The 1,358-nt window shown below is 73.3% G+C and carries 2 protein-coding genes and 1 pseudogene; all 3 read right to left on the bottom strand.

The window, feature by feature from the left end; genetic code table 11:
- Positions 1 to 598, bottom strand: a 598-nt coding sequence (locus tag ACQKIP_RS47515) for a hypothetical protein (protein ID WP_427745876.1), incomplete at its 3' end; no start/stop codon positions are given.
- 137 nt (positions 599 to 735) lie between these two features.
- Positions 736 to 1,011 carry a hypothetical protein gene (locus tag ACQKIP_RS47510; RefSeq protein WP_427745875.1) on the bottom strand — a complete coding sequence of 92 codons (276 nt, stop codon included), beginning with the start codon at positions 1,009 to 1,011 and terminating at the stop codon, positions 736 to 738.
- Between the two features lie 44 nt (positions 1,012 to 1,055).
- Positions 1,056 to 1,322: pseudogene (locus ACQKIP_RS47505) on the bottom strand (alpha/beta hydrolase); the annotation flags it as partial.
- Between the last annotated feature and the right edge of the window lie 36 nt (positions 1,323 to 1,358).

Below are 1,358 nucleotides of genomic sequence, written 5' to 3'. Positions count from 1 at the left end.
CGCGGCCCGTGGCCCAGAGCAGCGTGGGCCAGGGGTCGGTGTCGTGCGGGGCGTCCGGGAAGAGCCGGACGAGTGCGCGGGCGCAGATGTCGGCCGGGGGTGCCCACGGCAGGCCGAGGCCCTCGGCCAGGTCGTAGGTGTGGACGAGGGTTTCGACGATGCCCATCGCCGCGAAGCCCTCGGGGTCGGAGATGCCGAAGCCGTGGTAGGCGCGGGTGGTCGGGGGTGCCGTGCGGACCATGGCGATCAGCAGCGCGCCGCTCGCCTCCAGGACCTGGAGCAGCCCGGCGGGGCCCGCCGCGCGGTTCGCGTGGATGGCGTTGGAGGGACCGCCGGGCCTGCGGGGCTCCCATATGAACGGGACCTCGTCGTCCAGGGGCGGCTGCCGGGGGCCGAGTTGGGCGGCGTACGCGAAGAGGTCGTCGCTCAGATGCTCCACGGTCTCCCAGCAGTCCCACTCCAGGGAGCCCGCCTTGCCGTCCCAGGCGTCGGACGGCGCACCACGGAGAACGCCGAGCGCGAGCTGCACCGCCCGGTCGAGGTCATCGGGGGTGACGGGAGCGGGCGTGGGGGCATCTTCGTCAGCTTGTCGGCGCATAGGGCGAACGGTAGCCGCGCGACGTTCGGACCCCCAGCGAAATTCCCGCCGGGGCCCGGGCGGGGGCGAGCCGCCCGAGCCGGCGTAGGGGGCGCGGGGGGAGCTCAGCCGCGGCCGTCCCGCGGGGGGGGGGGAGCTCAGCCGCGGCCGTCCCGCGGGAGGAGCCAGGCTGCCAGGGTCGTCGTCGCGCACAGGAGCAGGCCCACCGTTACGAGGGCTTCGCGCATTCCCGGTACCGAGAAGCCCGTGCCGCCGCCGTCCGCTGCCAGGAGTGCGCCGAAGAGCGCCACCGCCATCGCCCCGCCCGTCTGGCGCAGGGCGTTGAGCAGGCCCGAAGCGGTGCCCGCGCGGTGGGCGGGGACCGCGTCCATCAGGAGGGCCGTCAGGGCCGGGACCGCGAACGCGCCGCCCATTCCGGTCGGGACGAGCAGCCGCCCCGGAGATCCGCCGGAAGGGCCTAGTCCTCCTCCTCCACCCCGCACGAGCTCCCGTTCGGCGGCATCTCCCCGTACAGCAGGAACCCGTCCACCTTCTCCCGCACGCACTTCGACCCGGCGTAACCGGTGTGCCCGTCGCCCTTGTTGTCCAGGACGACCGCCGCGGACCCGAGCCGCTTGGCGGTCTCCTCGGTCCAGCGGTAAGGCGTGGCCGGGTCGCCGCGGGTGCCGACAAGGAGGAAGTCGGTGCTCTTCACGTCGCGTACGTCCTCGCGGATGTTTTTCGTATAGTCTTGTCGGAGGAATATTTAGTGTTGCTGATT

This window comes from Streptomyces sp. NPDC059900, assembly GCF_050270335.1.
Lineage (GTDB): Bacteria > Actinomycetota > Actinomycetes > Streptomycetales > Streptomycetaceae > Streptomyces.
This window is presented reverse-complemented; position numbering and strand designations above follow the sequence as displayed.